Annotated in this window: 25 protein-coding genes and 1 tRNA gene; 7 read left to right on the plus strand and 19 right to left on the minus strand. The window is 70.4% G+C overall.

Annotation, left to right across the window (positions count from 1 at the left end):
* Positions 1–5: 5 nt before the first annotated feature.
* From ABZ887_RS09155 to ABZ887_RS09225, 15 genes are all read right to left on the minus strand, one after another.
* Positions 6–887, minus strand: a complete 882-nt coding sequence (locus ABZ887_RS09155; RefSeq protein ID WP_361284991.1) for a GNAT family N-acetyltransferase — start codon at positions 885–887, stop codon at positions 6–8.
* 253 nt (positions 888–1,140) lie between these two features.
* On the minus strand, positions 1,141–2,319 hold the full coding sequence (locus tag ABZ887_RS09160) for a tyrosine-type recombinase/integrase (protein ID WP_361284994.1): 1,179 nt from the start codon (positions 2,317–2,319) through the stop codon (positions 1,141–1,143).
* Positions 2,319–2,528 (minus strand): excisionase family DNA-binding protein, encoded by a 210-nt coding sequence (locus tag ABZ887_RS09165; protein WP_361284997.1) that lies wholly within the window; start codon positions 2,526–2,528, stop codon positions 2,319–2,321. Before ABZ887_RS09165 ends, ABZ887_RS09160 begins: the two co-directional genes overlap by 1 nt.
* Positions 2,529–2,530: 2 nt before the next feature.
* Positions 2,531–3,925 (minus strand): replication initiator protein RepSA, encoded by a 1,395-nt coding sequence (gene repSA, locus ABZ887_RS09170; protein ID WP_361285000.1) that lies wholly within the window; start codon positions 3,923–3,925, stop codon positions 2,531–2,533.
* Positions 3,922–4,614: a DNA methylase gene (locus tag ABZ887_RS09175; RefSeq protein WP_361285003.1), complete on the minus strand. Its 693-nt coding sequence runs from the start codon at positions 4,612–4,614 to the stop codon at positions 3,922–3,924. Before ABZ887_RS09175 ends, repSA begins: the two co-directional genes overlap by 4 nt.
* Positions 4,611–4,850: a hypothetical protein gene (locus ABZ887_RS09180; protein ID WP_361285006.1), complete on the minus strand. Its 240-nt coding sequence runs from the start codon at positions 4,848–4,850 to the stop codon at positions 4,611–4,613. Before ABZ887_RS09180 ends, ABZ887_RS09175 begins: the two co-directional genes overlap by 4 nt.
* A complete protein-coding gene (locus tag ABZ887_RS09185; protein ID WP_361285009.1) occupies positions 4,843–5,085 on the minus strand; it encodes a hypothetical protein in 243 nt (80 codons plus the stop codon). Before ABZ887_RS09185 ends, ABZ887_RS09180 begins: the two co-directional genes overlap by 8 nt.
* A gap of 5 nt (positions 5,086–5,090) precedes the next feature.
* Positions 5,091–5,273, minus strand: coding sequence for a hypothetical protein (locus tag ABZ887_RS09190; RefSeq protein WP_361285012.1), 183 nt, complete (start codon positions 5,271–5,273; stop codon positions 5,091–5,093).
* Positions 5,274–5,366: 93 nt separating this feature from the next.
* Positions 5,367–5,909, minus strand: a complete 543-nt coding sequence (locus ABZ887_RS09195) for a GGDEF domain-containing protein (RefSeq protein WP_361285015.1) — start codon at positions 5,907–5,909, stop codon at positions 5,367–5,369.
* A gap of 3 nt (positions 5,910–5,912) precedes the next feature.
* Positions 5,913–6,230, minus strand: coding sequence for a SpdD protein (locus ABZ887_RS09200; RefSeq protein ID WP_361285016.1), 318 nt, complete (start codon positions 6,228–6,230; stop codon positions 5,913–5,915).
* Between the two features lie 20 nt (positions 6,231–6,250).
* Positions 6,251–6,433 (minus strand): mobile element transfer protein, encoded by a 183-nt coding sequence (locus tag ABZ887_RS09205; RefSeq protein WP_361285018.1) that lies wholly within the window; start codon positions 6,431–6,433, stop codon positions 6,251–6,253.
* 19 nt (positions 6,434–6,452) lie between these two features.
* The gene (locus ABZ887_RS09210; RefSeq protein ID WP_361285020.1) at positions 6,453–7,103 is read right to left on the minus strand and encodes a DUF2637 domain-containing protein; all 651 of its coding nucleotides are present in this window, start codon (positions 7,101–7,103) and stop codon (positions 6,453–6,455) included.
* A gap of 39 nt (positions 7,104–7,142) precedes the next feature.
* Entirely contained in the window at positions 7,143–7,310 is a 168-nt protein-coding gene (locus ABZ887_RS09215; RefSeq protein WP_361285023.1) for a hypothetical protein, read from the minus strand.
* 82 nt (positions 7,311–7,392) lie between these two features.
* Positions 7,393–8,730: an FtsK/SpoIIIE domain-containing protein gene (locus ABZ887_RS09220; protein ID WP_361285026.1), complete on the minus strand. Its 1,338-nt coding sequence runs from the start codon at positions 8,728–8,730 to the stop codon at positions 7,393–7,395.
* A 2-nt stretch (positions 8,731–8,732) separates the two neighbouring features.
* On the minus strand, positions 8,733–9,062 hold the full coding sequence (locus ABZ887_RS09225; RefSeq protein ID WP_361285029.1) for a hypothetical protein: 330 nt from the start codon (positions 9,060–9,062) through the stop codon (positions 8,733–8,735).
* Between the two features lie 191 nt (positions 9,063–9,253).
* On the opposite strand from ABZ887_RS09225, the gene ABZ887_RS09230 reads away from it, so the two are divergent.
* Positions 9,254–9,574, plus strand: a complete 321-nt coding sequence (locus tag ABZ887_RS09230) for an antibiotic biosynthesis monooxygenase (RefSeq protein ID WP_361285031.1) — start codon at positions 9,254–9,256, stop codon at positions 9,572–9,574.
* Positions 9,571–10,806 carry a helix-turn-helix transcriptional regulator gene (locus ABZ887_RS09235; protein WP_361285034.1) on the plus strand — a complete coding sequence of 412 codons (1,236 nt, stop codon included), beginning with the start codon at positions 9,571–9,573 and terminating at the stop codon, positions 10,804–10,806. Before ABZ887_RS09230 ends, ABZ887_RS09235 begins: the two co-directional genes overlap by 4 nt.
* Before the next feature lie 1,190 nt (positions 10,807–11,996).
* On the opposite strand, the gene ABZ887_RS09240 is transcribed toward ABZ887_RS09235, so the two are convergent.
* Positions 11,997–12,081, minus strand: a tRNA-Ser gene (locus ABZ887_RS09240).
* Between the two features lie 63 nt (positions 12,082–12,144).
* A complete protein-coding gene (locus tag ABZ887_RS09245; RefSeq protein ID WP_361285037.1) occupies positions 12,145–13,632 on the minus strand; it encodes a trypsin-like peptidase domain-containing protein in 1,488 nt (495 codons plus the stop codon).
* Between the two features lie 256 nt (positions 13,633–13,888).
* Between ABZ887_RS09245 and ABZ887_RS09250 the strand changes: the two genes are divergently transcribed.
* The 3 genes from ABZ887_RS09250 to ABZ887_RS09260 all read left to right on the plus strand — a co-directional run bounded on the left by ABZ887_RS09250 (position 13,889) and on the right by ABZ887_RS09260 (position 16,696).
* A complete protein-coding gene (locus ABZ887_RS09250) occupies positions 13,889–14,716 on the plus strand; it encodes a glycerophosphodiester phosphodiesterase (protein ID WP_361285040.1) in 828 nt (275 codons plus the stop codon).
* Between the two features lie 244 nt (positions 14,717–14,960).
* Positions 14,961–15,641 (plus strand): ATP-binding protein, encoded by a 681-nt coding sequence (locus ABZ887_RS09255; protein ID WP_361285043.1) that lies wholly within the window; start codon positions 14,961–14,963, stop codon positions 15,639–15,641.
* 89 nt (positions 15,642–15,730) lie between these two features.
* Positions 15,731–16,696: a DUF5926 family protein gene (locus ABZ887_RS09260; RefSeq protein WP_361285046.1), complete on the plus strand. Its 966-nt coding sequence runs from the start codon at positions 15,731–15,733 to the stop codon at positions 16,694–16,696.
* A 245-nt stretch (positions 16,697–16,941) separates the two neighbouring features.
* Here ABZ887_RS09260 and ABZ887_RS09265 read toward each other — a convergent pair whose 3' ends face one another.
* Both ABZ887_RS09265 and ABZ887_RS09270 read right to left on the minus strand, forming a co-directional pair.
* Positions 16,942–17,592 (minus strand): hypothetical protein, encoded by a 651-nt coding sequence (locus ABZ887_RS09265; protein WP_361285048.1) that lies wholly within the window; start codon positions 17,590–17,592, stop codon positions 16,942–16,944.
* A gap of 54 nt (positions 17,593–17,646) precedes the next feature.
* Positions 17,647–18,321, minus strand: a complete 675-nt coding sequence (locus ABZ887_RS09270; RefSeq protein WP_361285051.1) for a bifunctional DNA primase/polymerase — start codon at positions 18,319–18,321, stop codon at positions 17,647–17,649.
* Between the two features lie 646 nt (positions 18,322–18,967).
* Between ABZ887_RS09270 and ABZ887_RS09275 the strand changes: the two genes are divergently transcribed.
* Entirely contained in the window at positions 18,968–20,362 is a 1,395-nt protein-coding gene (locus tag ABZ887_RS09275) for a PP2C family protein-serine/threonine phosphatase (RefSeq protein ID WP_361285054.1), read from the plus strand.
* A gap of 136 nt (positions 20,363–20,498) precedes the next feature.
* Positions 20,499–22,001: an aminopeptidase P family protein gene (locus ABZ887_RS09280; protein ID WP_361285057.1), complete on the plus strand. Its 1,503-nt coding sequence runs from the start codon at positions 20,499–20,501 to the stop codon at positions 21,999–22,001.
* Positions 22,002–22,049 lie beyond the last annotated feature (48 nt).

The following is a 22,049-nucleotide window of genomic DNA, read 5'->3' on the forward strand; positions in this document are numbered from 1 at the left end:
CGTTCTCAAGAGGTTGCCGGCGCGACCGCCGAGAAGTCGTACACACCCCAGTCGGCGAGCCGCTCGTACCCGAGGCGCTGGTAGAGGGCGTTGCCGGTGGGGTTGGCCAGGTCCGCGAAGAGGACGACGTCCTTCGCCCCCGCAGCCAGTGCGGCCCGGCTGACCTCGGCCGTCACGGCACCCGCGTAGCCGCGGCCGCGCAGGTGGCCGGGGGTGTAGACGACGTCCACCTGGATCTGGCCGCCGATCAACGGGTTCAGGCCCGCCACGGAGACGGGCGTGCCGCCCGGGGTCTCCCAGAGCGTGTAGCCCTTGTCGGCGTAGCGCGTGCCGGCCCAGGTGCCGGCGTCGATGACGACGTCCTCTCCGACGGCCTTGGCGAACTCGCCGCACCAGTACATGGCCTGATCGAGGTCCCGCGCGCCCAGGACCCGGCCCCGGCCGGCCGGCAGCGGGTCAGGTGGAATGAGCGTGCCGAGGCGGTAGAGGCACAGCCGCGTGTCGCGGAGTCTCGGCGTGGCGCCGGTGCGCCGCTGCCAGGCCTCGGCGAACGCGGTCGCCGTGCCGTGGTCCGCGCTGACAGTGGGAACCGAGTCGCCGCGGGCGGCCAGGCAGGCGGCGAGGGAGTCGGCCTGCTCGGACGTGAGCGGGGAGAGGCCGAAACCGCGGGGCGGGAGACGGTAGAAGGTGCCGCGGACCTCGCCCGCCTCCTCCAGCACGCCGAAGACAGGGGCTCCGGTACCGAAGGCCTCCACACCACGCAACCGCACCCTCTCGGCCCACGTCAGCTGCATGACATGCATCCCGGGACGGGAGCGCAGGAAGTCCCCGGCCTGGGCGAGGAACCCGTCGACGTCGTGGGTCAGGTGCCAGTCGGATGATCGCATGCCCGATGCTTTCCCACTCCGACCGCACGGGCAGTCGGAGCCCGGCAGGGATCGGCCATGCACACGCCCGCTCCAGTCGGGGGACAGCGGTGTCCGGCAGGCAGCGCGCACGACAACGGCCCCCGACCGTCTCACCTGGTCAGGGGCCGTTCACAGCACGCGGTGGGTGTGGGATTTGAACCCACGGTGACTCGCGCCACGACGGTTTTCAAGACCTTTCGCCGATCATGGGCGGTGAGGTCTCCGCCGCAGGTCAGACGGGTACAAGCGCCCCCGCCAAGCCGTCGTCATCGTCGTCGTGCCCGCTACGTGCCCCTCGGTCGAGATCGTGCCCGTTGACCCACGCGTCCGAGGCTTCGGCCACCTGGTCATCGCGGCCGGCGACCGGACGGGCGTAGTGCCGAGTGGTCACGCTCGCGTTCGAGTGTCCGAGGCGATGAGCGGCCGTCATGACACCGTACTTGTCGGCTACCCAAGTCCCGTGCGAGGCCCGGAGATCGTGCGGGGTCACGTCCGTGAGGCCGGCCGCCACCACAGCAGGGTCAAAGTAGGCCTTGCGCCACTGGTTGTAGTGCAGCGGCTTGCCCGCAGCCGTAGTGAACAACAGCGCGCGACCGTCGTCCGGCAGGGTCTCCAGGTGCTTCCCGAGCCGTTTCGCGAGGGTGGGCGCCACGCGAAGTAGCCGCTTCTGATGGGACTTCGGGGTGTCGAAGACCAGGGCGCCGTTCGCCTCAGCAAGGTTCTCGTCGACCAGGACCGTGCCGCCCGCCATGTCGACATCATCGCGGCGCAGTGCGAACCCCTCCCCAACCCGGAGGCCGGCGAAGGCGAGAAGCGCGATCAGCAGGTCATGCGGCTTGTCGGCCTTCCGCACGACGCGTGAGGCTTCGAGCGGGGTGAGGATGTGCGGCTCGGTCTGCGGCATGCGGGGGAGTCGCACGCCCCGGCAAGGTGTCTGCGCGATCAGGTCGTTGTCGACAGCCGAGGCCATGACCTGCGACAGCACTCGGTACGCCTGCCGGATGCGGGACGGGCTGAGCTCCCTCGTTCGCATCTGCGCGACCCACTCCGTCACGGTGATCGGACGCAGGCTCGACAGCTCACGGTCTCCAAGCGCCGGATTGATCAGCGAGTTGATCAGCGACCGGTACGAAGCCTGTGTCTTGTGCTTGAGCTGCGGTGACACAGCCGCCAGCCAACGAGCCGACCAGTCCCGGACCGTCGTCTGTCCTTCGACGGGATCGATCCAGCGGCCGTCTTCGATCTCGATGCGCTTCTTCGCCAGCCACCGATCAGCGTCCGTGGTCGTGGCGAACGTCCGGTCGGCAGGCCTCAACACGCCGTCAGGCCCCGGGTAGCGAGCCTGATACCGCCCTGAGGGCAGCTTCCGAATCCTGCCGAAGCCACGGCGAGACTTGCGCTTCCCCGCCATCAGGCAGCCCTCCTAAGGCCTGTCGGTCGGAGGACGACCGGTTCCACGGTGTTCGCGACGACGTAGGCCTCTAGGGCCCTCTCAGGGATGCGGACATGCCGCCCGACCTTGACGAAGGTGATCCGACGCTCTTCGATCAGCCGGCGCGAGAACCGCACGGTCGTGCCGAGGAGTTCGGCGACCTCTTGGACGTTGAGGAGTCGTTCCATGGTCACCACTCCCCCTCTGTGCCGGGGTCGGGCAGGTCTGCGAGGGCCTCGCGGGCGGTTTCGCGGTTGCGTTGGATGTCCCGGTGGATGTTGGCGGCGAGCCAGGATTCGCCGGGGGTGTGGCCGTGGCCTGCGTAGGTCCAGTGGGCGAGGGTGAGCGTGGTGGTCTCCGTGTCGTCGGGGTCGGGCAGGCCGAGGGCTTCGCGTTGCTGGGCGGCGCGGTAGTCGGCGCGGGTCTGGCGGAGGGCGCCGAGGGTGGTGGAGTAGCGGCGGGACTTGGTGGAGAAGTGGCCCCGGAAGCCGAGCATGTGAGCCCAGTCGCGAAGCTTGCGGTCCGGGTAGAGGGCGTGCAGGTCGAGGCACGCGGCGATGAGCCGGGCGGGGTGGTCGGGTACGCCGAGCAGGGCGAGGGCCTCTTTGTTGCCGATGCGGCGGTCGACGGTGCCGGTGGTCTCGGCGGCTTTGGTGGCGTACTTGGCGACGTAGGAGGCGACGGCCTGTTCGGTGATCTCTTCGCCGTGGCCGAAGGCGCCGATCGGCTGGACGTCGAGCTGGGTGCCCCAGCGCAGCAGGCGGGCGGGCTGGTCTCCCGCGGGCGGTACGTCGACAGCGACTCGGGCGGCGGCGGCACGGATGGCGTCGGCGAGGACGTCGAGGGTGGCCCAGGCGGGCGGCGGGCTGTCGGGCCCGTCGGGTCCGTCGAAGCGGATCACGGCGTGGAAGTGGACGGCTCCGCGCTTCTGGTACTCGGCGACCTTGCCGAAGGAGACGCGGGACTGTTCGTGGGCGGCTTTCTGGGTGAGGCCGGCGCGGCGGGCGATCTCCCGGCGCAGGTAGATCGTGAAGTACCGCCACAGCTCCGAGGCGTGGTTGTTCCACAGCACCGCGCCCGCGTAGTCGTACGTATCGGGGTCGAGCGGGGTGCCGAGTTTGGGCGCGTCCTCGCCGTGGCGGGTGCCGCAGCGGCAAGGCCGGTTACCGGGCTGGTTGTGGACCGGGCCGAAGGAGGGCGCGGTGAGGGTGGCGAAAACCCGGGGGTGATCCCGGATGGTGTCGGGGGTGCCTTTGGCGGGGTCTCCGACGAGCCCGGCACGGATGAGGTGGTATGTGTCTCCGGCGTAGGTCCAGGCGCAGGCGGGGCAGCGGGACGCGCGACGGTTTCCGCACGCGATCCGCAGCCGGCCGCCGGGTTCGTTGTCGGTGTCGTAGCGGTGGATGATCTGCCCGGTGGTGCGGTCGCGGGTGACGGTGGAGCCTTGCAGGTGGATGGGGTCGGAGCAGCCGCCGGTGCGCCGGATCTGGTCCTGGATGCGGTCGAAGCCGGCGGACCCGGCCAGCCTCAGCAGATCGGTGAGGGTGGCCGGGTCCAGGCCCGCCATGGTGGCGGTGTCGGTCACGCGAAGACCTCCTGGCGTGCGGTCAGGAAGGCGCGGCCGATCCAGCGGGCGAAGGCCGGCGGGATCGCCTCGGTGAGTTCCTCGTGGACGTCGGTCCACGTGATGCCCATGGCGGTCTGCATCTCGGTCACGGTGGCCTTGCCGCCGCCCTCTCCGTAAGCGGCCACATACGGGCCGTCGCGGTAGACGCCGTGCCGCCAGCCGCGCACGTAGCCCCGGTGCTTGGGGTGAGCTGGCCGGACGACGCCCCAGCCGCCCAGCTCGAAGTTGCGGTGGCGCAGCACGCCGAGCCCGAACATCTCCCCGCACAGGGTCAGGTCCTTGCGGATCTCCGCCTTGCCGTTGGGCTGCTCGATCACGTACGGCAGGCCGGAGGCGTTCAGGAGTTCGCGGGTGGGTGCCACGAGGTCTTCGTGGGTACCGCCCCAGCCCTGGGACCGATTCGTGCCCACGGTCAGCGCGGCCTTGGCCTGGCAGGGCGGGGAGGCGTGCACGAGCCTGTACCGCTCGATCTCACCTGTCGTGATCAAGCGGGCGAGGTATTCGAGGGCGTCCCCGCGGTGGTAGGGGAAGGGGTAGTTCGGGCGGTCGGCGATGTCGCAGCCGTCGACCGCGAATCCGGCGTCCGCGTAGCCCTTGGCGGCCCCGCCGGCGCAGGAGAACAGGTCAAGGACCCGGCGCGTGGTCATCGGCGACCGCCTCGGTGGGCGGGGCCGTGGTTGTCGGTCCAGTCCTGGACCAGGTCGCGGACGCGGGAGGCGCCGCGGGCGGTGTCGGAGTCGCCGCAGGTTCCGCAGGTGTAGGAGCCGGTGGGGGTGGATGCGGTGGTGTTCCACCAGCGGGCGGGGTCGTCGTGCTTGCGGTAGATCGGTTCGGCGGCGACGTGCAGGCCGGGGCGGTCCGGGGTCGGGGTGAGGTCAGCCACGGCCGGTCACCTCCGGCACGTCGGCGGTCATGGCGTCCAGGGCGCCGGCGGCTTCGATCGCGGCGGCGGCCAGGTTCTGCAGTGCCTCGGAGGTGCCGGGGGCGGCGAGAAGCGCGATCTCGACGAGGTCACCGCCGATGCGGAGGCTGACGAAGGGGTAGGCGCGGTCCGCGAACGGCGTGACGCGGAAACGGGTGTCCGGCTCGATGTGGGCCGAGATGGTGACGTTGTCCATGGCCGTCACCGCCCGATCCGGGCAAGCGCCGGGGCGGGGGCGGTGTGGCCGGTGCCGTGGCAGGCCTGGCAGTCGATACGGAGGGTGGTGCGGGTGCCGTCCGGGTTGCGGGTGCCGGTGGTGATGGCGACGACGGGGAAGCCGTCGCAGTCGCGGCAGGGGCGCGGGCTCGGGGTGTTCCGGGGCATGATGGTGGTTCCCTTTCGGGTCCGTTGGATCAGGAATGGGTGCAGGCGCCCGGAGCGGCGGATACTTGGCGGTAGAGGCCGCTCCGGGGGCCGTTAGCGTGTGTTGCGCCTGCCGTGGCCTTTGGCCGCGTACATCGCGGAGTCGGCGGCGGAGAGTGCGTCGGTCAGCGTCGGCAGAGGCAGTCGCGAGCGGTGACAGATGCCGACCGAGGCGGAGACCGGCAAGCCGTGCCCGTTGTGGTCGACGGCGCGGTCGAGGGCTACGCGGAGTGCGCGGATACCGGGGGTGCGGCCGGGGTCGGTGACGATGGCGGCGAACTCGTCTCCCCCGAGGCGGGCGGCGATGCCGTGACGTCCGCACCAGTCGTTGAGCCGGCGGGCGGTCACGCTGAGCACGGTGTCTCCGGCCGCGTGGCCGTGGGTGTCGTTGATGGCCTTGAAGTCGTCCAGGTCGATCAGCAGGACCAGCGCGGACGGGTTGTGGTTGAGCAGGTGTTCGGCGCGGGTGGTCCATCCGGCGCGGGTATGCAGACCGGTCAGAGGGTCACGGCGGGCGGTGGCCAGGCGACGGACGAGGAAACCTCCGTGGACTGCCCAGCCGATGGCCGGTAACGCGGCGGCGATCACGGTTTCCACGGCTCACCTGCCCTTGTGCAGGTCGTTGATGAGCAGGCGCAGGACGATGGCGACCAGGGCGACGGAGACGGCGGTGATGGCGACGGCGAGGAGCATGGAGACCAGGACCGCGCCGACGACCAGGACCACGGCGCCGCCGCCGGCCGCGAGGGCGAGCGTGGAGCCGGGGGTGAGCTGGATGGTCGGCCGGGCCGGGACCGGGGCCGACGCCACGGGGGCGACCGGAGCCGGAGCGACCGGGACGACGGGCGCCTGAACGGTGATCTGCGGCGTGGCGGGGGCCGGGGCGGTGTCCGGGGTGGGGTACTTCGGGGTGAACATCAGCGGATCTCCCTTGCGGGTCAGTGGCACTTGTGGGTGCGGGCGGTGAGTTCGGCGGCGGACCGGTCGAAGTGCTCGGTCGAGAAACCGCAGTTGGGGGCGGTGCAGGCGGCGATGTGCTTGGTCTGGCCACGGCCGTTGTTGAACGTGGCGACCTTGACCGGCCCGATGCGGATCACGTCGTAGAAGCGGTTCGGGCGCACGGTGGAACCTCCTTGTCTGTCAGGCGAGTTGGGCGACGATGGCGCCGGCGAGGTCTGCCGGGACGCCGAGGCGGGCACGCAGGGTGGCCGCGTCGATCTCGGCTCCGGTGCGGGCGCGGTGTTCGGTGGCGACCTTGCGGGCGTGGTCGATCAGGGCCGGGGGCACGCTCACCGGAGCCTTGGGCAGCGCCGGGACGGGCTCCGGCTCGGAGATCTCGGCAGCGGACTCGGGTGTCTGGGGGCGGTCGACTTCGACCACCGCACGCGGCTCCGGTGCCGGGTCGGGGTCGGGTGCCGGGTCGGGGGTGTGGTCGGTGTGCTGGTGGGCGAGCAGGGTGCCGCCGAGGAAGGCCAGAGCCGGCCAGCCCGCGACGCCGAGGCGCAGCAGGGCGGGCGGGTGTTCCATGTCGAGGAAGCCGGCCGTGGCGATGTTCGCGCCGAGCGAGGCGACCAGGGCGACCAGGAACCAGCACCAGGCCAGCCGGGACCGCTGCACCCGCAGCCGTCGCCACGCGGCGACCAGTAGCAGGTCAACACTGATCGGGTAGGCCCAGGCCTTCCATCCGGTCTGCCCGGCGGCTTGGGCAAGGTCGTGCAGGTGGGCGAAGGACAACGCACCCGCGATCACAGCCTGAACCAGTACCGCGTCCGGACGGATAGAGCGCTTCATGTCTTCACCTCCTTCGGGGCGTTGGAGCAGGTCAGAGGACTATTCGGCGGGGGCTTCGCCGGAACCGAGGCAGTTCAGGCAGAACCCCGTCTGCTGGCCGACCGCGCGGCGTTTACGGCCGACCTCGACCGTGCGGGAGACCTCACCCGTGCCCTTGCAGACCGAGCACTCGGCGGACTTCGACTCCGGGGTCTTCTTCCTGGCCATGAACGATCTCCTTTCGGTTTCGGGCATGGAGCGGGTAGGGACCCGGCGCCAAGCGGTCGCGCTGACCGGAGAAAACCTGGGATTACTCGGTGACCGGCTCCGGGATCACCAGCGCGGGAGCCTTGACCGGCGCGCTGCGGACCACGGGCCGGAACGGGTCCAGGAACGGCAGGTCCGGGGTCAGGTCGGCGAAGTCACGGCAGATGGCCGCCGCCTGGTCGGGGGTGATCTCGGGGGTGCGGATGCGGGACCAGCCGCCGGAGGTGTCGCCGGCCACCGCGACGCCGGGACGGTCCGCACGGATCCCGGTCACCGCCGTCACCGCGTCCGGGGCGATGTCCCCCAGGCCCATCTCAGCGGTCTGCTTGTCGTTGACCCGGTGCACCACACGGCCGGTGAGCTGGGCTCGCAGGGCGGTCGCGCCCCTGCCGAGGTCGGAGCCGAAGCGCTGCCCGCAGACCTCCAGGAAGATGCCGACCGCGCGGGCCATCTGGCCCAGCCGCACCAGTTGCATGACGGTGTGGTCGCGGGCCGCCTCTTCCTTCTTCGAGGTCACCAGGAACAGCTCTGCGATCTCGTCTATGAGGACGACCAGCGGCACCGGGCGGATGTCCTGCGGGAGCTTCCACAGCTCCGAGGCCCCGTGGAGGGCGAGCAGGTCGAAGCGCTCTTCCATCTCACGCACGAGCGCATCGATCAGGAGGCCGGCGGACTGCGGATCCGTCGCCAGCGCCGACAGGCGCGGGGCGAAATGGGACTGTTCCACACCGCGCTTGCAGTCGATCCCGACCAAGCCGACCGGCAGTCGAGCCAGCCCCGTCACCAGGTTGCGCTGATACATGGACTTGCCCGACAGGGTGGCGCCCAGGGTTAGCGCCATGGGGACCTGGCGGTAGTCCCGTACGTACACCGAGCCGTCCTCGCGCAGCGCGACCGGGACGACCAGGTCACGGGGCTTGGCGGTACGGGGCATGCGGACCCGGTTGAGGACGTCGTAGCCGGTCATCCGCAGTTCCACAAAGCCGGGCTTGGTCTCGGACACGGTCACCGACCGCACCCCGAAGGCGTGCCGAAGCCGCTCCGAGGACGCGGCGATGTCCGCCGGTTCCAGACCCGCCGGGAGCCGCAGAGTCACCCGCAGTCCGGTCGAGGTGCCCCGCACCCGGCGGACCTTCGGCGGGACCGGCCGCACCTCGGTGTGGGCGATGTTGCGGGTCATGAAGGCCCGCAGGCGGGACGGCTGTACCGTCAGCCCGCACACCTCCATCGTGTCCCGGTAGGTCCAGGTGAAGCGGCCCCAGGTGACCGGCAGGCCGACCAGCGACCAGTACACGCGAGGGGCGCGGACCTTCGCGTAGCCGATCCCGCCGGCACCCGCAGCGACCGTGCCCAGCTCCAGCCAGGACGTGACGTCGGTCATGGTCAGACCGCCGAGGCGATCGCGACGGCGCGGAAGGAGATCCCGTGGCGCTTCTCGCCGTTGAACGTGTTCTCCCAGTCACGGGCCTTCAGGCCGACGACCCGCACCGGCATGCCCGGCGCCAGACCCTCCGGGAGGCCGGTCTCCGGCACGGTCACCTGGTAGAGGTTGCCCTCACCCTCGTCCGAGACCAGCAGACCCACGGTCGACAGGCTCGCGTTGGTCTCCCGGTCCACGGCCCGCTCACCGGTCTTCTTGTTGACCATCTTGGGTTCCGGCGCGGTCGCCACGAACACCACAGCGGTCGAAAGGTCGATCTTGAAGGACGGCATTATGGAGTCTCCCCTAGTGGGACGAGCCCCGGGCTGCGTTGTGATCTTGGCGGATGGCACGTAGCCCGGGGCGCCTTTGTGTCCTGACACCAACGAAGCTACTCGCAGAAAAACTGCGAGTCAACAGAAAACCTGCGACTAGCAGTAGAAGTCTGCCTCTGCGAGACTGAGTGCGACGAGAAGGAGGAGAAATGGCAAACTTTGGGCTCTTTGTTCGCTTCACTCTTCGCGAGGACGCAGGCGAGGCGTTCGACGCGCTGATCCGGGAAACCGCAGCAGGGATCAAGGCTCACGAGCCGGGCACGCTTGTCTACGCCTGCCACCAGGTCGAGGGCGCCCCAAACGAGCGGATCTTCTTTGAGCTGTACGCAGACCACGCCGCATTCGAGGAGCACGAGCGCCAGCCGCACACGCGCCACTTCCTCACCGAGCGCACCAAGTACGTCGAGAAGACTGAGGTAGACCGGCTTGAGCCGTACGCTGGCAAGTACCCCACCGGAGCCGAGGCGTGACAGGCTCCGACACCAAGGCACTAGGTCAGCGGGTCAAGGAACTTCGCCGCGCCGCAGGCATGTCACAAAGCGACCTTGCCGCCGCCATGGCGCGCTCCGAGAGCTGGGTCTCACAGGTCGAAAGAGGCGTGCAGCCCGTTGAACGGCTGTCGATCCTTCAGGCTCTTGCCGATGCGCTGCACGTGTCCGTACGCGAGCTACGCCCGGATGCAGCGCCGGTCGAGGAAACCGAGCCGGAGGGGGGTCCCCAGAGCAACGACCTTGACGGACTCCGCGTAGCCCTCACGGGGCACCCGGCTTTGGGCAGCCTCTTCGAACAGACGCCAGCCGAACCGATCCCCACTCTTGCCGACTTCCGCCGGCTGGTGGACGAGGCATGGACACTTACGCACGCATCGAGCTACGGAGCGCTGAGCGATCACCTTGCCCGGTTGCTTCCGAGCATCGAAGCTGCGGTACGCCACGCGCCGGCGGGCGACCGTGCCGAACTTCACTCGCTCCGCGCGAAGGTGTACCAAGCGGCAGCGGCCAGCTTCACCCGGCAGGACCAGGCCGACGCGGCATGGGTCGCGGCAGACCGAGCGCTACAGGCAGCCGAGCTTGCGGGACAACCCCTTGAAGTCGTCGCGAGCCTGTTTCGCATGGCGCATGCCTTCATGCGGCAGCAGCACATGGAGCAGGCTGAGCAAGCGGCCAAGTCCGCCGTGGCCGTCATGGAGCCCAGGGCGGAGGCCCCCGCGTGCCCGCCAGAGGAACTGTCGCTGTTGGGTGCCATGAACCTGGTTCTCGCCGTGATCAGTGCGCGGGAGGGGAACCGGGGAGGGACCCACGACCACATTGACCGAGCGCGAGCGATCGCAGCGCGGTTGGGTGAGGACCGCAACGACTTCGACACTGAGTTCGGCCCGACGAACGTCGAGATTCACGCGGTGAGCACAGCGGTCGAGTTGGGGGACGCGGGGCTTGCCCTGGACGTGGCCCAACAGGTTGACGCAACAGGTCTCTCCCCCGAGCGGCAGTCACGTTTCCTTCTTGACGTGGCGCGAGCGCACGCGCAGCGGCGACACGTCGGTGAGGCCACAGCCGCGCTCTTGGAATCCGAGGCCTTGGCTCCCGAGCAGATCCACGATCATCACCTGGCACGCGAGGTGATCCGCGATCTGGTGCAGCTCTCCGAACCCCGGGTTCCTGAGTCCCTGCGCGGCCTGGCCGAGCGAAGCGCGGTTGGCTAGCCGATCTTGTTACAGGTTTCTCTACCTCATCAAGCCCCGCCCGTTGGGCGGGGACGGGGTGTTCCGGTCACCACGGTCCGCCGGCATCGACGGAGCCTCCAGCCGTCGCGCACTTGGGATAACAGGACTCGACAGCAACCGTAAGGTTCCTCAGCTCTCCCACGCTTCACAGCCCCCTCAGGGCTTCCGCCTCAACCCCTCGATCGCAGGCCCGCAGCGGCACGGGACAGGGGTGGGGGCTCTTGGCCCTTCGGCCATCCGGTCGCGCTGTCCCTATCGGCTTCCGGCCGCCGCCGCGTTGATCACACACCCCCGGCCCGCACTGCGGGCCGGCGCGCGGCTCGGGACTCGGGCCTTCGCTCCTGCCTTCGGCCCGCGCCGGCCCGGCCCCGGCCCCGCGCCACCTACGATGCCCCGGGGTGATCACGCTTCACGCTCCGCCCCCGCCAAGGGCCGATGCACCGGACCGAGCCTGACTCCCCACCCATGACCCAACCACCAGGCCCGACCTTGGGGAAGACGGCACTGCCCACAGGCCACATCGCGTGATCAGGCACAGACCAACAGACGCTTTGACTCCACAAGCAGGTGCGCGACGGCTGAAGGCTCCGTCGATGCCGGCGGACCGTGGTGAGCGGACGGGATAGGCGAGGTCAGAGCATGCCTCCGGCGGGGGATCGGCCGACACCGGGATGGAGGGGGCGCCGTACGCCGCTGCGGGCTCGTAGTGGTACAGGTGGGGTGCTTCCATCCCGACCACCATCGACCCAGGCAGAGCCGAGCAGACGAGGCCCCTGGCGTCCAGGTCGTTCGTACAGTGGCGCGCTCCACCTGGACGCCAGGAACCACGCCCGCTCCACGGTGTGTGGGTCGACGGCGGACGGGATGGAAGCTGGGGCGAGTACTGGGTCTCGGTGGGTGTTATGTGCCGATATTACCATCCATTAGCCGATTGCGCGGTATGCGCCTAACCCGTGCCGGACACGCGAAACGGTTGGTTTCACGTGAAACATCGACTTGCCCCAACTCCCTTATGGACAGGTGGAGTTGATGCGTCAGTGGTCCATCCGGAGCCCGTGCCCCTCGCGTGCCCGATCGACCGGGGAACCACGGGGAACCGCGGTCGCTCCCGGGGAGCGGAAACGGCGAGAGCCCCCGACCGTTTTGGCTGGTCAGAGGCTCTCATCCTGCGGTGGGTGTGGGATTTGAACCCACGGTGACTCGCGCCACGACGGTTTTCAAGACCGTTCCCTTAGGCCGCTCGGGCAACCCACCCCGCGTCGACGGAGATCGGCGACGCGGGGAACAGAGTAACCGGTCCGTGCGGGCGGGTGCGGGTCAGTTGTCGCCGACGCGGGAGCCGAGGGTGACGGTGACCGTGTGTTCGGTGCCGCTCCGCTTGTAGGTGATCTCGACCTTGTCGCCGGGCTTGTGGGTCCAGATCTCGCCGATCAGGGTCGGGCCGCTGTCGATCACCGAGTCGTCCAGCTTGGTGATGACGTCGCCGGGCTTGAGGCCGGCCTTGTCCGCCGGGCCGCCCGACTCGACCGCGGCGGAGCCGCCCGAGCCGGAGTCGGTGATCTGGGCACCGTTCGTCGAGTCGTCCAGCGACACCGACGCGCCGATCTTCGCGTAGACCGGCTTGCCGGTCTTGATCAGCTGCTGGGCCACGTACTTGGCCTGGTTGATCGGGATGGCGAAGCCGAGGCCGATCGAGCCCGACTGCCCGGTGCTGCCCAGACCGCCGCTGGAGGCGGACTGGATCGCGGAGTTGATGCCGATCACCGCGCCGGAGGCGTCGAGCAGCGGGCCGCCGGAGTTGCCCGGGTTGATGGAGGCGTCGGTCTGCAGGGCGCTCATGTAGGACGCCTTGCTGGTGGAGCTGCCGTCGCTGGAGGCCACCGGGCGGTTCTTGGCGCTGATGATGCCCGTGGTGACCGTGTTGGACAGGCCGAAGGGGGCGCCGATCGCGATCGTCTCGTCGCCGACGGCGACCTTGTCGGAGTCGCCGAGGGCGAGCGGCTTCAGGTCCGACGGCGGGTTCTTGAGCTTGATCACGGCGACGTCGTAGCCCTGTGCGTGGCCGACGACCTCGGCGTCGTACTTCTTGCCGTCCGGGAACGTCGCGGTCAGCTTGCCACCGTCGAGGGAGTCCGCGACCACGTGGTTGTTGGTGATGATGTGGCCCTGCTTGTCGAAGACGAAGCCGGTGCCGGTGCCGCCCTCGCCGCTGGTCGACTCGGACTCGATGGTGACCGTGCTGGGCAGCGCGTCGTGGGCGATCGCCGCGATGGTGCCGGCGGCGCGCTTGACCTGGGTGGCGCCGCCGCTGGAGGTCGAAGAGATGGTCGTGGAGCCGCTGTCGTCGTTGTTCTTCGCCAGCGTGTAGCCGAGGCCGCCGCCCAGGCCGCCCGCGACCAGCGCGGCCACCAGGACGGCGGCGATCAGACCGCCGCGCCCGCTGCCCTTCTTCGGCGCGGGCTGCGGCTGCTGGAACGGCTGGGGCTGCTGGTACTGCTGCTGGTACTGCTGGTCGTACGGCGAGCCCCAGGCTGCGCCGGCATCCGCGCCCGCGCCGGCGTCCGCGTAGGAGGGGGTCGCGGGGGGCGGGGGCGGCCAGGAGCTGTCAGGGGCCTGCGGTGCGGTCCCGTAGGGGTCGCCCGCGGGCGCGCCGGGCGCACCCTGGGGCGCCGGCGGGATCGGGGCGGTCGGCGCTTCCCCGCCGTCGGACGCGGCAGCCTGCGGCGAGGCGGCGGGAGACGTCGGCGGCACGGGAGGTGCGGACGGGGCCGGAGGTACCGGGTTGCCCTCGTTCTCGGTGCTCACAGCTTCTCTCCTCGGTCCACGGCTTTTCTTCTCGGTCGCACTCGGTCACGCTCTTTCACGCTTGCTGTCGTCCGGCGCGATTCAGCTGTGCATGTGCTTTTGTATGCCGTCAGCTTTTCCCACAGGCCGTCAGAGCACCATAAGCGGTGGCTGTGGGTACACGGACAACCTTTATATAGGGCCTGTCCGACAAAAGTTCTCTTTACCGGCATGCAGGGTGCCCCCAGGTACCCCTGCTCGGTGGCACCATGACGCGGTGACCCACGCACCACAGCATCGCATCCAGGTCGTCGCCCACCGCGGGGCCTCCGAAGACGCCCCCGAGCACACGCTGGCCGCGTACAGGAAGGCCATCGAGGACGGCGCCGACGCCCTGGAGTGCGACGTACGCCTGACCGCCGACGGCCATCTGGTGTGCGTCCACGACCGGCGGGTCAACCGTACGTCCAACGGGCGGGGCGCGGTCTCGGCCCTGGAGCTCGCGGAGCTGGCCGCCCTGGACTTCGGTGCGTGGAAGAAGGGCCCGGCCTGGCACGGGCGGGACGAGGAGCCCGACTGGGAGTTCCGGCCCGAGGACCGTGCGGACACCTCCGTGCTGACGCTGGAGCGGCTGCTTGAGCTGGTCGCGGACGCCGGGCGGCGGGTGGAGCTGGCGATCGAGACCAAGCACCCCACGCGGTGGGCGGGGCAGGTGGAGGAGCGGCTGCTGGTGCTGCTCAAGCGGTTCGGGCTGGACGCTCCGGCCACCCCCGCCGAGTCGCCGGTGCGGGTCATGAGCTTCTCCGCGCGGTCGCTGGCCCGGGTCCGGGCGGCCTCGCCGACGCTGCCGACGGTCTACCTGCTGCAGTTCCTCTCGCCCCGGCTGCGCGACGGGCGGCTGCCGGCCGGGGTACGGATCGCGGGACCCTCGATCCGGATCGTGCGCAATCACCCGGCCTATATCGAGCGGCTGAAGCGCAACGGCCACCGGGTGCACGTGTGGACGGTGAACGAGCCGGAGGACGTGGACCTGTGCGTGGAGCTCGGCATCGACGCGATCATCACCAACCGGCCGGCGGCGGTGCTGGACCGACTGGGACGCTGAGCGGTGGTGAGGGTCGGCAGGGGACAACGGGGGGCGGTAAATCCGGAGCTGTCCTGATCAGGGGTCAGATAAAGAGTCAAGTAAGGACACCTCGCACCCCTTGACCCGACAGCCCGTCCACAGCATCCTCACTTCTCGGCCACACCATCGAAATCCAGCCACACGGAGCCATATCCGGGGGATATGACTCCGACCCGTCACAGGGAGTGCTCCGGCGCGTTCGGCGCGTATTCGTTCGTTGCGAATGCGTCACCGGACATTCATTGGCCGGTTTCCGGTTCAGGCCAATGGGGCATCCACACCGTGGCGTGGGGCAAAGGAGGTCTCGGGGGTGGCGTTGGTGGTGGCACAGGAGGTGCCCACGTCGTCGAGCATGGCCGTACCCCATGGCCCTGCGGGCGTGGGGAAGGCGAGACACCGCATGCGCGATCAGTTGCGCACCGGTGGTCTATCGGAATCGGTCATCGACGATGCCGTACTGATCCTTTCCGAACTTTTGAGCAATGCCTGCAAGCACGGGCGCCCCCTGGGCGACGCGCTGGCCGGGGACGGCGACGTCCGGGCCGCCTGGCAGGTCGACACGCGCGGCCGGCTGGTCGTCGAGGTGACGGACGGCGGTGGTCCGACCCGCCCGGCTCCCATGACCCCGTCGGTCACGGCACACGGCGGCCGCGGGCTGAACATCATCACGGCCCTGGCCGACGACTGGGGGGTCCGCAACGATGCCCGGGGCGAGGTGACGGTCTGGGTGGTGGTCCACAAGGACGTGCGTGACGGCGTACGTGATGACGTGCGTGATCCGGACACCGGGAACACCCGGGACCGCCGGGACGCCTTTGCCACGCGCGTCATGGCACCCTCGGGGCCCTCGGTCCCGGAGATGCCCGACCTGGACTTCGCGGACGCGTTCGACGACCTCGACTGACCGGGCCGGTCCACAGGTTCCCGTGGCCCAGGGCATGAACGGCTAGGCTCCCGCCCGTACGAGACGAGCCGTAACCGGGAGACACCCAGATGGCCAAGAAGCGACCCCAGACGACGGCCACGCGGCCGCAGCTCAGCGACGCAGAGATCCCGGTCGTCGGTGCCCGCGAACCCTGCCCCTGCGGCAGCGGCCGCCGCTACAAGGCGTGCCACGGCCGGGCGGCGGCGCACGCGGCGACCGAGCTGGTGCACCGCCCGTTCGAGGGGCTGGCGGGCGAGGGCGACTGGGTGGCGCTGCGTGAGCTGGTCCCCGCCGCCACCGTCGAGCTGACCCTGAAGGACGGTCTGCCCGAGGGCGTCCCCTCGGTCACGCTCGCCACGGTGCTGCCGATGGCCTGGCCGGCGCTGCGCCGCGACGACGGCACGGTCCTGCTCGGCCTGCAGAACGACACGGCGTCCGGCGACATCAGCCGCGACCTCGCCGACACCCTCCAGCGCGCCCTCGCGGCCGAGCCGGGCACCCCGGTGCAGAGCCGCCGCGCCCCCGCCGACAGCCCCCGGCTGCAGGACCTGCTCGACCCGAAGGGCCCGTTCGAGCCAGTTGTGCACGAAGGCTTCGAGTTCTGGGTGCAGGACGCGGAGAACGCCACCCCCGACGTGACCGCCTCCCTGGAGCGGGCCAACGCAGCGGCCATCCCGACGGTGAAGCTGACCGGCGTCGACTCCGCCTACTGGTGCGAAACGCCCGAGAAGAACCATCTGCGGTGGGTCATGCCGTATCCCGAGGAGCAGCTTCTGGACGCTCTCGCGCGGCTGCATGCCGGGGGCAGGTCCAGCCTCGGCGAGGGCACCCGGCTGGTCGGCTCCTTCCGCGCCCACGGTCTCACCGTGCCGGTCTGGGACCTGCCGAGCGGGGTCGGCGCGGAGGACGTGGAGAAGCCGGCCGCCGAGTTCGCCGAGCGTCTCGCGACCGCTCTGGCCTCGGAGGCACCGCTCACCGCGGAGGAGCGGCGGGCCCGCGGCGGACTGACCAACCGACAGGTCACGCTCAGCTGACGATCAGCGCGGACACAGGGGTGCGGCTGACCGGTCGGTCAGCCGCACCGGGCCCGTTGAATCAGGTGACTCCTGTCACAACTTCCCTACACGGCAAGCAAATACGTGTCCGAATAGCCGAGATCGAATTTGCGAACCGCCGATCTCTTGTTACCGTCTCAGTAGCCCGGTTGCTGGTGCATCCCCCGTCGCCAGCAACCGGGCCTTTTCATGCCCGCATCCGGTGTACGGACCGTAGTGCTTCGTCAACTCCCGTTTGACCGGTGGGAGTTGCCCGCGGCCGAGCCGCCGGAGCCGTCGGCCGAGCCCCCTGAACCGTCCCCCGTGTCCCCCGAGCCGTCGGCCGGGCGCCCGGAGCCGTCCGCCGAGTTGCTCGCGGAACGCAGCAGCAGGGGACCGTCGCCGTCGCGTGCCGCGAACTCCGCGACCGCCGTGTAGGCGTCCAGCGTGCCCCGGGTGTGCTCCCGGGGCGTCTCACAGGTGGCGGGCTCGTCGTCGGCGTCCGCGGCGCAGTGCGTCTGCACGGTGCGGCCGTGCGGGCCCAGCAGGCTCAGTACGGCCTGCAGGGCCGCCCCGGTGGCGTTGCGGTAGTAGGTGCGCGCCCAGGTGTCCGCGCCCTGGGTCATCACACAGGTCTGCGCCTCGACGCCGTCGGGCGAGGTGAGTTCGGGACCGCAGCGGGCGGCCGTGGCCAGGCCCAGGCCGAGCACCAGCGGGGACCGGACCGGCGCCGGCAGCTTCTCGTCGTCGTTCCGGGCGCGGTGTACGGCGGCGTCGCCCACCTGTCCCGCGGACGCCACGGTCAGCGGCAGCACGACCGCGCACACCATGACGCCCACGAGGGCGAGCAGACGTAGTCGGGGGTCTGAGGGGCGGTCCCCAGAATTACGCAGCATGTGCGGAGAGTAACCAGGCAGATGCGGCAAGCCGGGTTCTCGCGCCCGACACCCTTACAACTCGGGTGCGCTCACACCCGTACGAGTGAGGGCGTCGACCACGGCGTCCACCACGGCCTCCACGTCGGGCACCCAGGGCTTGGCCGAGCCGGGCAGCGGGGCCCGCTCCCAGCGGATGGCGCCCTGGCCGGTCTCGGAGGGCGGCAGGGCGAGGTAGCCGCCCTCGCCGTGGAAGCGGAGCGAGCCGGGGACGAAGTCCTTGGCGTAGAGCAGCTCGCCCAGCTGCTCCATGGAGTACGGCTTGACGAGCAGCGCCCAGCGGGTGGGCGCGGCGACCACCGGACCGAGCCGCATGCCGCGTCGGTCGAGGAGGGCGAGGGCGCGGGAGGCGGCGAGGGCGGGCAGGCTGACCGCGCAGGGCGCCGCTCCGCCGGCTGCGCCGGTGGCGAGGACGATCGGGGCCGTCGGCCGGTTGCCCCACCACCAGCGGACCATGCGCTCGTCGGTGGTGGCGGCGAGCAGGCCGGGGTCGAAGGGGTGTGCACCGGGCACCGTGCACTCGGGGTCGGGACACGCGCACCGGGCCCGCCCCTGAGGGTCGGGAGCCACGCCCGGGAGTACGGGCCACTGCCATTCCGTCGCGAAGGTCAGGGCCGCGCCGAGAAGCTCAGGCCCCTTGTCGTTCCGCCTGGACAGGAGCCTGCGTCGCCTTCCGAGGATCTCGCGCATGAGCGCTCGTTCCTTTCCGTTGCACCGCTGGCAACACCGTGGACCACATCACATCATGTGTCGATCACTGCACTGTGCGTACCTGTTGGCGCATCACACCCCTGCCCTGGGCAAGGGGAACCCCTGGGGGTCGAGCGGGGACCGCGCCCGCGTTCACAAGAACTGCGTCGTACTGCTCGTACTGCGTCTATCAAAAGCACGGCCACGGCGCGGGGGTGGCGAAGTCTGGCGTTTTGCCGTTCCGAGTGTTTCTCTCCGCCTCCGCCACGGGAGGATGGGGCACGGTCGTCGGTGGTTAAGACGCCCGGGTCCGTCGCCAGGTTCCGGGTGGTTCCCAACCACCCCTGGCCTTCTCCGAGTACGTACCCATCACGACCGCTGTGACGCTCCGTGGAGCAAGGCCAGTCGACCGCAATGAACCGTTACCCGAGTCAGTTTTAAGCCAACTTTGCTTTTGTGCAAGCCGTCCGCGAGAAGTCCTCGGCAAGACCCCAAGAGGCCCACGGACACCAGGAATCCCGGCAGGACAATGCTGGACATCTCCTCACGAGTGCGTGTACATGTGGAGACACTGCTAGCGGCGCAGAAAGACATGGGGGTTTGCGATGCTTTTGAGCAATACGCACAGGTCTGAAAGCCGGACGCGATGAACGCCCCGCACCCTCCGAAAGTGGCTGGAATCGATTCAACGGTTCCCACGCCCGCACACACTGTCGCGCCGGTCCCCCCTGTTCCGGCCACCCCGGCCGCACCTCCGGTCCCGAAAACCCCCGCCGCTCCGGCGCCCGGCACCGTCCTCCAGGACCGGCTGGCCGGCTGGGTCTCGGACCTCACCACCCTCCATGAACTGACCGAACGGCTCGCCCGCACCGGCTCGCTCGAGTCGGCCCTGCAGGAACTGCTGCGCGCCGGTGCCGCCCTCGTGGGCGCCCGGCGCGGTCTCGTCGCGCTGGAGCCCGCCGACGGACTCGGCCCGCACACCACGCTCGGCCTCGGCCTCGGCCGCGCGGACCTCGGCCATCTGGAGACCGTCCCGCGCGGCGCGCTGCCGTACGACGGCGGTGGCACCGCCGAGGTCGTGCGCCCCGACCTCTTCGCCGAGGACGGCCTCGACCCGCGCCACCGCGAGGTCGCCGCCCGCCTCGGCTACGCCGCCAGCTACGCACTCCCCCTGGTCACCGACGCGGCCGACCGCCTCGGCGCGGTCGCCTGGCTGTACGACGAACCGGCCGAGCCGCACGAGCGCCAGCGCCACCTCGTCGGCCTCTACGTCCGGTACGCGGCCGAGCACCTGGCCCGGCTGCTGGAGGTCGAGCGCACGCGCGCGTGCATGGCGACCATCGCCGAGGAGCTGCTCCCCTCCCGGCTGCCCCGGGTGGCCGGCGTCCAGCTCGCCGCCCGGCACCGCACCGGCCCGCGCGGCGGCGGCGACTGGTACGACGCGCTGCCGCTGCCCGACGCCGCCCTGGGCCTCGCCGTCGGCTCGGTCACCGGCTCCGGGCCGAGCGCGGTCGCCGCGATGGGCAGGCTGCGCGCCTCCCTGCGGGCGTACGCCGTGATGGAGGGCGAGGACCCGGTGGCGGTCCTCTCCGACCTGGAACTCCTGCTGCGGCTGACCGAACCGGCCCGCTCCGCCACCGCCCTGTTCGCCTACTGCGAGCCCGCGCTGCGCAAGGTCACCCTCGCCGGGGCCGGCCACAGCCCGCCGCTGCTGATCGGGGAGCACCGCACCGAGTTCGCGGAGACCTCCGTGTCCGCGCCGCTGGGCATGCTCGCCTGCTGGGAGGCGCCCAGCGTGGAGATCGAGGCGGAAGCCGGGGAAACCGTTCTCCTCTACACCGACGGGCTGCTGCACCGCACCGGCGACCCCATGGACCGCGCCTTCGCCCGGCTGCACACGGCCGCCGCGAGCATCCCGCGCGCGCTGCGTCACGACCCCGGGGCGATCGCCGACCACGTGCTGCGCACGGTGCTGCCGGACGGCCTGTCCGAGGCCGACAGCGAGGAGGACGTGGTCCTGCTGGCGGCCCGGTTCGACTGATCGGTCAGTCAACAAGGCGAACACGAGGGAACGAGACGGAAACGGACACACCTCACACCGCTGTGGGCCCGAACTCCCTGGGACGCCGTTCGGTACGACCGTACGATGGACGGGATTCACTGCAGTGTCGAGGAGGATGACCGTGTCCGACGAGCTCACCCCGGCGGTATCAGATGATGCTGCTACCGCAGCGGGTCCGGAGACCCCGGAGACCGAGCCGGAAGAGCCGATCAAGCAGCGCAAGAACGGCCTGTACCCGGGCGTGTCCGACGAGCTCGCCGAGAGCATGAAGTCCGGCTGGGCCGACACCGAGCTGCGCGATCTCAAGCCCGTCGAGCAGGCCGGGCACACCGCCCGCCGCCGCGCCGAGCTGTCCGCCCGCTTCCCGGGCGAGCGCCTGGTGATCCCGGCCGGCAACCTGAAGACCCGCTCGAACGACACGGACTACCCGTTCCGGGCGTCGGTCGAGTACGTCTATCTCACCGGCAACCAGACGGAGGACGGCGTACTCGTCCTGGAGCCGAAGGACGACGGCCATGTCGCCACCGTCTACCTGCTGCCCCGCTCCGACCGCGAGAACGGCGAGTTCTGGCTCTCCGGACAGGGCGAGCTGTGGGTCGGCCGCAGGCACTCCCTCACCGAGTCCGAGGCGCTCTACGGCATCCCCGCCGCCGACGTGCGCGAGCTCGCCGGCAAGCTGCGCGAGGCCACCGGCCCGGTCCGGGTCGTCCGCGGGTACGACGCCGGCGTCCAGGAGGCGCTGACCGACAAGGTCACCGCCGAGCGCGACGAGGAGCTGCGGGTCTTCCTCTCCGAGGCGCGGCTGGTCAAGGACGAGTGGGAGGTCGGCGAGCTGCAGAAGGCCGTCGACTCCACGGTCCGCGGCTTCGAGGACGTCGTGAAGGTCCTCGACAAGGCCGAGGCCACCAGCGAGCGCTACATCGAGGGCACGTTCTTCCTCCGCGCGCGCGTGGAGGGCAACGACATCGGCTACGGCTCGATCTGCGCGGCCGGCCCGCACGCCTGCACGCTGCACTGGGTCCGCAACGACGGCCCGGTGCGCTCCGGCGACCTGCTCCTGCTGGACGCCGGCGTCGAGACGCACAGCCTGTACACCGCCGACGTCACGCGCACGCTGCCGGTCAGCGGCACGTACAGCGAGATCCAGAAGAAGATCTACGACGCCGTGTACGACGCCCAGGAGGCCGGGATCGCGGCGGTGCAGCCGGGCGCGAAGTACCGCGACTTCCACGATGCCGCGCAGCGGGTGCTGACCGAGCGGCTCGTCGAGTGGGGGCTCGTGGAGGGGCCGGTGGAGCGGGTGCTGGAGCTCGGGCTGCAGCGCCGGTGGACGCTGCACGGGACCGGGCACATGCTCGGGCTCGACGTCCACGACTGTGCTGCCGCGCGGACCGAGACGTATGTGGAGGGGGTCCTGGAGGCGGGGATGGTGCTGACCGTCGAGCCGGGGCTGTACTTCCAGGCCGACGACCTGACCGTGCCGGAGGAGTACCGGGGGATCGGCGTCCGGATCGAGGACGACATCCTGGTGACGGCCGACGGCAACCGGAACCTCAGCGCGGGGCTGCCTCGGCGGTCGGACGAGGTCGAGGCGTGGATGGCTTCGCTTAAGAGCTGACGCATGTAAGAGCTGACGGATGTGAAATGGCCGGGTACCAAGTGGGTG

The organism is Streptomyces sp. NPDC047061, from assembly GCF_040643955.1.
Taxonomy (GTDB): Bacteria; Actinomycetota; Actinomycetes; order Streptomycetales; family Streptomycetaceae; genus Streptomyces.

What these genes read in the sequence shown, in the direction of transcription:
- ABZ887_RS09160 (WP_361284994.1), bottom strand. Translation starts at nt 2,319, where the DNA reads ATGGCGGGGAAGCGCAAGTCTCGCCGTGGCTTCGGCAGGATTCGGAAG.
- ABZ887_RS09155 (WP_361284991.1), bottom strand. Translation starts at nt 887, where the DNA reads ATGCGATCATCCGACTGGCACCTGACCCACGACGTCGACGGGTTCCTC.
- ABZ887_RS09220 (WP_361285026.1), bottom strand. Translation starts at nt 8,730, where the DNA reads ATGACCGACGTCACGTCCTGGCTGGAGCTGGGCACGGTCGCTGCGGGT.
- ABZ887_RS09165 (WP_361284997.1), bottom strand. Translation starts at nt 2,528, where the DNA reads ATGGAACGACTCCTCAACGTCCAAGAGGTCGCCGAACTCCTCGGCACG.
- ABZ887_RS09190 (WP_361285012.1), bottom strand. Translation starts at nt 5,273, where the DNA reads ATGCCCCGGAACACCCCGAGCCCGCGCCCCTGCCGCGACTGCGACGGC.
- ABZ887_RS09255 (WP_361285043.1), top strand. Translation starts at nt 14,961, where the DNA reads ATGCGTCACCGGACATTCATTGGCCGGTTTCCGGTTCAGGCCAATGGG.
- ABZ887_RS09280 (WP_361285057.1), top strand. Translation starts at nt 20,499, where the DNA reads ATGACCGTGTCCGACGAGCTCACCCCGGCGGTATCAGATGATGCTGCT.
- ABZ887_RS09215 (WP_361285023.1), bottom strand. Translation starts at nt 7,310, where the DNA reads ATGGCCAGGAAGAAGACCCCGGAGTCGAAGTCCGCCGAGTGCTCGGTC.
- ABZ887_RS09175 (WP_361285003.1), bottom strand. Translation starts at nt 4,614, where the DNA reads ATGACCACGCGCCGGGTCCTTGACCTGTTCTCCTGCGCCGGCGGGGCC.
- ABZ887_RS09265 (WP_361285048.1), bottom strand. Translation starts at nt 17,592, where the DNA reads ATGCTGCGTAATTCTGGGGACCGCCCCTCAGACCCCCGACTACGTCTG.
- ABZ887_RS09260 (WP_361285046.1), top strand. Translation starts at nt 15,731, where the DNA reads ATGGCCAAGAAGCGACCCCAGACGACGGCCACGCGGCCGCAGCTCAGC.
- ABZ887_RS09275 (WP_361285054.1), top strand. Translation starts at nt 18,968, where the DNA reads ATGAACGCCCCGCACCCTCCGAAAGTGGCTGGAATCGATTCAACGGTT.
- ABZ887_RS09200 (WP_361285016.1), bottom strand. Translation starts at nt 6,230, where the DNA reads ATGTTCACCCCGAAGTACCCCACCCCGGACACCGCCCCGGCCCCCGCC.
- ABZ887_RS09270 (WP_361285051.1), bottom strand. Translation starts at nt 18,321, where the DNA reads ATGCGCGAGATCCTCGGAAGGCGACGCAGGCTCCTGTCCAGGCGGAAC.
- ABZ887_RS09185 (WP_361285009.1), bottom strand. Translation starts at nt 5,085, where the DNA reads ATGGACAACGTCACCATCTCGGCCCACATCGAGCCGGACACCCGTTTC.
- ABZ887_RS09225 (WP_361285029.1), bottom strand. Translation starts at nt 9,062, where the DNA reads ATGCCGTCCTTCAAGATCGACCTTTCGACCGCTGTGGTGTTCGTGGCG.
- ABZ887_RS09230 (WP_361285031.1), top strand. Translation starts at nt 9,254, where the DNA reads ATGGCAAACTTTGGGCTCTTTGTTCGCTTCACTCTTCGCGAGGACGCA.
- ABZ887_RS09210 (WP_361285020.1), bottom strand. Translation starts at nt 7,103, where the DNA reads ATGAAGCGCTCTATCCGTCCGGACGCGGTACTGGTTCAGGCTGTGATC.